This window comes from Candidatus Binatia bacterium (assembly GCA_036504975.1).
GTDB lineage: Bacteria > Desulfobacterota > Binatia > UBA9968 > UBA9968 > JAJPJQ01.
Map to the genome: position 1 here is coordinate 1 of DASXUF010000002.1, position 6135 is coordinate 6135.

General features: G+C 61.5%; 8 protein-coding genes. All 8 read left to right on the forward strand.

Going from position 1 to position 6135, the window contains the following annotated elements:
- Positions 1 to 711: DUF72 domain-containing protein (locus VGL70_00055; protein HEY3301903.1), on the forward strand; the 711-nt coding region annotated here is incomplete at its 5' end.
- Between the two features lie 174 nt (positions 712 to 885).
- Positions 886 to 1326, forward strand: a complete 441-nt coding sequence (locus tag VGL70_00060; GenBank protein HEY3301904.1) for a polymer-forming cytoskeletal protein — start codon at positions 886 to 888, stop codon at positions 1324 to 1326.
- A 134-nt stretch (positions 1327 to 1460) separates the two neighbouring features.
- Complete coding sequence (locus tag VGL70_00065) at positions 1461 to 1895, forward strand: ATP synthase F0 subunit B (protein ID HEY3301905.1); 435 nt, start codon at positions 1461 to 1463, stop codon at positions 1893 to 1895.
- Entirely contained in the window at positions 1892 to 2443 is a 552-nt protein-coding gene (locus VGL70_00070; GenBank protein HEY3301906.1) for an ATP synthase F0 subunit B, read from the forward strand. The genes VGL70_00065 and VGL70_00070 overlap by 4 nt, the downstream gene beginning before the upstream one ends.
- On the forward strand, positions 2440 to 2982 hold the full coding sequence (gene atpH, locus VGL70_00075) for an ATP synthase F1 subunit delta (GenBank protein HEY3301907.1): 543 nt from the start codon (positions 2440 to 2442) through the stop codon (positions 2980 to 2982). Before VGL70_00070 ends, atpH begins: the two co-directional genes overlap by 4 nt.
- A gap of 140 nt (positions 2983 to 3122) precedes the next feature.
- Positions 3123 to 4631 carry a F0F1 ATP synthase subunit alpha gene (atpA, locus tag VGL70_00080; GenBank protein HEY3301908.1) on the forward strand — a complete coding sequence of 503 codons (1509 nt, stop codon included), beginning with the start codon at positions 3123 to 3125 and terminating at the stop codon, positions 4629 to 4631.
- 55 nt (positions 4632 to 4686) lie between these two features.
- On the forward strand, positions 4687 to 5547 hold the full coding sequence (atpG, locus tag VGL70_00085) for an ATP synthase F1 subunit gamma (protein ID HEY3301909.1): 861 nt from the start codon (positions 4687 to 4689) through the stop codon (positions 5545 to 5547).
- A 21-nt stretch (positions 5548 to 5568) separates the two neighbouring features.
- Positions 5569 to 6135 (forward strand): F0F1 ATP synthase subunit beta (locus VGL70_00090; protein ID HEY3301910.1); only part of this gene is annotated, 567 nt, incomplete at its 3' end.

Sequence of the window (6135 nt, forward strand, 5' to 3'; positions counted from 1 at the left end):
TACAAGCACTGGATGAACGGCGCGTTTTACCCACCCTCTTGTCCGCAGAGCGAATGGCTCGATTTTTATGCGCGTCGCTTCGGCACGGTCGAGATCAACAACAGCTTCTATCGCCTGCCGGCGCCGGAAACATTCGCCGCCTGGGCGAAAAAAACGCCGGCCGATTTTATCTTTGCCGTGAAGGTGAGCCGCTTCATCACGCACATCAAGCGGCTGAAGGATCCCAGAGAGAGCGTCCAGCTTTTTCTTAAAAATTCGTCCCGGCTGGGAAAAAAGCTGGGTCCGCTGCTCTTTCAGCTCCCGCCGCAAATGAAGATCGACTTGGATCGTCTGAAAGGATTGATCCGCACGCTCAGCCGCCGCAGGACGATCAAGATCGCCCTCGAATTCCGCCACGAGAGCTGGTTCACGGAGGAAGTCTACGACGCGGTGGACAAAGCCGGCTGGACCGTCTGTCTCGCCGACTGGCTCGACGCCGGACGCGAGATTCCCGTCGTCGGTCCCTTCGCTTACATCCGGCGCCACGGCCGGGCCGCGCGCTACGCTTCATGCTACGGCGACGCGCAGCTCAGAGAGGATGCCGGACTCGCCACGAAACTGACACGAGAGGGAAGGGATGTTTATATTTACTTCAACAACGACGCTGAGGCGTACGCGATTCGAAACTCCAGGACTCTGATCGAAATGATCGACTCTAAGTATCTCGCTTAAGCTCGAAAAACCTGGAAAATTACGGCCGTCTCTTTTGACAACCGCCATCCCGGATGTTATAGAAAAATCCGTTTAACGCGAGTTCTCATCGTCATGGCCTGGTTTGGTCGCAGCCCGCGCTCAGAAGGGGCGTCGTTCAAAGGTCGGCCCAGTCCGACGCCGGGATCTTTTGGATTGAGCGATGGAGTCCCGGCGGATTTGTCCGCGGATTTGGTCGCTTGCCTTTACAAAGGGAGTCGAGTTACCGGGCAGTTGACCTTCCACGGCGCGACCAGAATCGACGGCCACGTGGATGGAGAGATCTTGTGCCACGGCCGGTTGACGATCGGAGAAGGAGCGGAAATTCGGGCCAAAGTCTCCGGCGAGGTGGTCGTGATCTATGGCCACGTCGAAGGCGATGTCACCGCCAAGGAGAAGGTCGAGCTGGGCGCGCCGGCGCGCCTCTTGGGAAACATCGAAGCTCCCCGGCTGGTCGTCGCCGAGGGTGTCGCTTTCGAGGGACGTTGCGCCATGAGCGGCGCCGGGAAAAAGCGCGAGGTTCCGCTTCCGCCGAGTTCGAGCAGTGAGCTCTTTGAGAGCGGCTCTCCGAAGCTCGCGACGAAATTGGAAAAATAGGTTTCGCTGCGCCGCTTGCCTTTGCCCGCATTCTAGGTCCATTCCACCTGTTTGTGGATAGGGGTTCGTTCCTAACGAGCCCGCGCGCTTGGGGAAACGCATTACAAGTGGGTTTGTCCGCCGACTGCTGACTTATGATTGCTCTCGATTCCATAGCCACGGTTCTGATTCAGATCGTCGCCTTTCTGGCGCTTTGGTTTCTATTGGCCAGGTTTCTCTTCAAGCCGTTTATCGCGTTGCTGGAAGAGAGAGAGAAAAGAACCGAGGGGCTCAAGGCCGCCGCCGCGTCGCTCACGGCTGAAGCGGAGCGGCTGCGTGCCGAATACGAGAGCGCTATCGCCAAGGCCAACGAAGAGGGCGCCGCGGTCAAAGAGACGATTCTTCAGGAAACGCGCAGGACGCGCGAACGGCTGCTGGCCGAGTCGCGTACGCAGGCGGCGGAGAAATTGGCCGCAGTGCGCGAAGAAATTCACAAAGAGATCGCCAAGGGCCGCGAGCTGACGCTTCAAGAGGCGGCGGCGATCGCGCGGCTGATGGCGGAAAAGGTCCTGGGAAGGAAGATCGCATGATTGTTTTTGCCGCGCTCTTCTTATCTCTGGTCTGGGCCATGCCCGCCGTCGCGGCCGAGGAGCACGCGGCCTCGGTGACCGAGCTTGTTTTTCCCCTCATCAACTTTCTCATCTTTCTCTACCTCATCAAGCGGTTTGGATTGCCTCTGGTCGGCGACTATTTGAGGTCGCGGCGCGAGGGAATCGCCGCCTCCATCCGCGAGGCGGATGAAGCCAAACAACGCGCCGACGCGCTCGCGCGCGATTACAAAAGTCGCTTGGCTCGCCTCGCCGAGGAGACGCGGGGGATTCGGGAATCGCTCCGCGCGGTCGGCGAAAGGGAAAAGGCCAAGCTTCTGGCCGAGGCCCAGGAGATCGCCGCGAGGATCAAGTCGGACGCCGATCTGCTCGCCGAGCAGGAGGTCAGGCTGGCGCGACAAGGGCTCAGGCGGGAGATCGTCGATGTCGCCCGCGCGGCCGCCGAGAAAATCATCCAGCAGAACTTCAGCGCCGCCGATCAGAAGCGGATGGTAGCGGAATTCTTGACGGAAGTAGGAGCGGCGCGATGATCGGTGGCAGCCTCAGCCGGCGCTATGCCAAAGCCCTGTTCGAGCTGGCCCTCGCTGAGCGGAGGGAAGAAGAGGTCGGGAAGGAAATCGAAAGCTTTGCCGCGGCGTTTCAAGATCCCGCCTTGAACAGCGTCCTCAATAACCCCGCCTTCGCCGCCGGTAGCCGGAGAAAAATCGTCGCCGAGATCGCCCGTCATTTACAGCTCTCGCCGCTCGCCACTCATTTTTTGTCGCTCCTGGTCGAGCGCGACCGGCTGAGTTATTGCCCGGCGATCGTCGAGCGCTACCGCCGTCTTCTCGACGAGAAAAAAGGCCAGGCGGAGGCGCGCGTTATCGCCGCCGGCCCGCTCGGTGACGGCGATCTCAACCGGCTCCGCGCGGCGCTGGAGAAAATTTCCGGCAAGCGGGTGGTCATACAGCAGGAAACCGATTCAAGCTTGATCGGCGGAGTCGTGATTCATCTCGAAGGCAAGATCTACGACGGCAGCGTGCGCACGCAGCTTGAGAACATGAAACAGCGCGTCGAGCGCGGGTACTAGCCCGCTTGTTCAGCGCCGTCCTCGGAGCAAGCCATTCCGGGCGCCGCGTCCTTCACGGCTCGCTCCTTCGGATGACGCTCGTTAGATCATAACGAGAGCGAAGTTAGGCGAAGTTTATTGCGCCGGCACTAGGAGGAAACATGGAGATTGGGACGGCGGAGATAAGCCGCATCATCAAAGAGCAGATCGAGAACTACGACAAGGCCGTCGAGGTTCAGGAGGTCGGCACGGTGATCTCCACCGGCGACGGTATCGCGCGCGTCTACGGGCTCGACAAAGTCGCCGCCGGCGAGCTGCTCGAGTTTCCGCACGGGATTTACGGCGTCGCGCTCAACCTCGAAGAGGACAATGTCGGCACGGCGCTGTTCGGCGAGACGCATCTGATCAAAGAAGGCGACACCGTCAAGCGCACCGGCAGGATCGCCGAAGTGCCGGTCGGCAAAGCGCTGGTCGGGCGCGTGGTCAACGCCCTCGGCGAAGCCATCGACGGCAGAGGACCCATCGATACTAAGGAAAGACGCCGCATCGAGATCAAAGCGCCGGGCATCGTCGCACGCCAGCCGGTGAAGGAACCGCTGCAGACCGGGCTCAAGGCCATCGACGCGATGATCCCCATCGGGCGCGGGCAGCGCGAGCTGATCATCGGCGACCGCCAGACGGGGAAGACCGCCGTCGCGATCGACACCATCATCAACCAGAAAGGCGGCAACGTCATCTGCATCTACGTCGCCATCGGCCAAAAACGCTCGACGGTCGCTCAGGTCGTCGACAAGCTCCGAGAAGCCGGCGCGATGGAGTACACGATCGTCGTCGCAGCGACCGCTTCCGAGTCGGCGCCACTCCAGTACATCGCGCCTTACAGCGGCTGCACGATGGGCGAGCAGATCCGCGACAACGGCGGCCACGCGCTGCTTATCTACGACGATCTATCGAAGCATGCCGTCGCGTATCGCCAGCTTTCTCTGCTGCTGCGGCGCCCGCCCGGCCGCGAGGCGTTTCCCGGCGACGTCTTCTATCTCCACTCGCGGTTGTTGGAGCGCGCCGCCAAGCTATCCGACGCGCGCGGCGGCGGCTCGCTCACGGCGCTGCCGATCATCGAAACCCAAGCGGGCGACGTTTCCGCTTACATCCCCACCAACGTTATCTCCATCACCGACGGCCAGATTTTTTTGGAAAGCGATCTCTTTTATTCCGGCGTCCGGCCGGCGATCAACGTCGGCATCTCGGTCTCCCGCGTCGGCGGCAACGCGCAGATCAAGGCGATGAAGCAGGTCGCGGGCACGCTGCGCCTCGAGCTCGCCCAGTACCGCGAGATGGCGGCGTTCGCCCAGTTCGGCTCGGACTTGGACCAGGCGACCCAGCGACAGCTCAATCGCGGCAGCCGGTTGGTCGAGCTTTTGAAACAGGGTCAGTACGAGCCGCTCCCCGTCGAGAAGCAGGTCTTGATCATCTTCGCCGGCACGAACGGCTTCGTCGATGAGCTGCCGGCGGCGGCGCTCAAGAAATACGAGCAGGAGCTTTATTCCTTCGTCGAGTCGAGACACCCGGATATTTTCGCCGACATTCTGAAGAAGCGGGAATTGGACAACGACCTCCGCGCCAAGCTGAAGAACGCGCTGGAAGAGTTCAAAGGGGTATTCAAGGCGTGACCGTTTCGGTTCAACTTAACTCGGAACTCGGAACCCGAAACTCGAAACTGTAACGATGGCGACGCTCAAAGCGATACGCAAGCGGATCGGCTCGATCCGCAACACGCAGCAGATCACCAAGGCGATGAAAATGGTCGCCGCGGCGAAGCTACGCCGGGCGCAGGAAGCCGCGGTCGAGGCGCGTCCCTATGCCGAGAAGATGTCCGAGTTGTTCAAGAACCTGGTCGCCGGGGTATCGCGCGAAGCGCATCCGATGCTCGGCGCGTGCGACGAGAAGAGGATCGATCTCCTGCTCCTGACTTCGGATCGGGGTCTTTGCGGCGGGTACAACGCCAATCTGATTCGCGCGGCCGAGGCGTTTATCCGGCGCGACGGCGCCGGCAAAGAGATCCAGCTCGTGCTCGTCGGGCGCAAGGGCGCGGACTATTTTCGCCGGCGCAAGGCCGCCATCGCCGACCGGTACGTGAACATTCTTGCCGTTGCGGCCGAGGAGCTTGCCTGCCAGATCGCCGAGAAAGCGATCGGGCGGTTCGTCCGGTGCGAGACCGACGCGGTATATATTCTCTACAGCCGTTTTCGCTCGGCGCTCTCCCAGGTCCCCACGCTGGAAAAGCTTTTGCCCGTGTCGGTAGCTGACAGCGAAAAACCGCAACAGCCGACCGAATATTTGATCGAGCCCAACGCCGCGGCGTTGCTCGCGAGCCTGTTGCCCAAGGTCGTCGAGGTCGCGCTTTACCGCGCGCTCCTGGAAGCCACCGCGAGCGAGCACGGCGCGCGCATGACCGCGATGGATTCCGCGACCACCAACGCCGCGAAAATGATGGGCGCGCTCACCTTGCAGATGAACCGGGCGCGGCAAGCGTCGATCACGCGCGAGCTGATGGAGATCGTCGGCACGGCGGAAGCGCTGAAGTAAGGAATTGGAGGATAGGGAACTATGAGTACGGGGAAGGTAACGCAGGTCTTGGGCGCGGTCGTCGACGTCGAGTTCTCCGACGGCGCGCTGCCGCCGATCTACAACGCGCTCAAGGTGAGCAACCCGGCGATCAGCGACGCCCAGTGGAATCTCGTGCTCGAAGTGGCGCAGCACCTGGGCGAGAACACGGTCCGGTGCGTCGCGATGGACGCGACCGAGGGACTCGTTCGCGGGATCGACGTGATGGACACCGGCGAGGGAATTACGGTTCCGGTCGGGGAGGAGACGCTGGGACGGATTATTAACGTCATCGGCGAGCCCGTGGATGAAGGCGCTCCGATTAACGCCAAAAAAAAATATCCTATCCACCGTCCGACTCCGGAGTTCGTCGATCAGGACACCAAAGTTCAGGCCTTCGAGACCGGCATCAAAGTCGTCGATCTGCTCGCGCCGTACGCCCGCGGCGGGAAGATCGGGCTCTTCGGCGGCGCGGGCGTCGGCAAGACCGTTATCTTGATGGAGCTGATCAACAACGTTGCCATGAAGCACGGCGGCTATTCGGTCTTCGGCGGCGTCGGCGAGCGGACG

Excerpts from the sequence above, each read along its gene's own strand:
- VGL70_00065 (HEY3301905.1), top strand. The coding sequence starts at position 1,461 with ATGATTGCTCTCGATTCCATAGCCACGGTTCTGATTCAGATCGTCGCC.
- VGL70_00070 (HEY3301906.1), top strand. The coding sequence starts at position 1,892 with ATGATTGTTTTTGCCGCGCTCTTCTTATCTCTGGTCTGGGCCATGCCC.
- atpH (HEY3301907.1), top strand. The coding sequence starts at position 2,440 with ATGATCGGTGGCAGCCTCAGCCGGCGCTATGCCAAAGCCCTGTTCGAG.
- atpA (HEY3301908.1), top strand. The coding sequence starts at position 3,123 with ATGGAGATTGGGACGGCGGAGATAAGCCGCATCATCAAAGAGCAGATC.
- atpG (HEY3301909.1), top strand. The coding sequence starts at position 4,687 with ATGGCGACGCTCAAAGCGATACGCAAGCGGATCGGCTCGATCCGCAAC.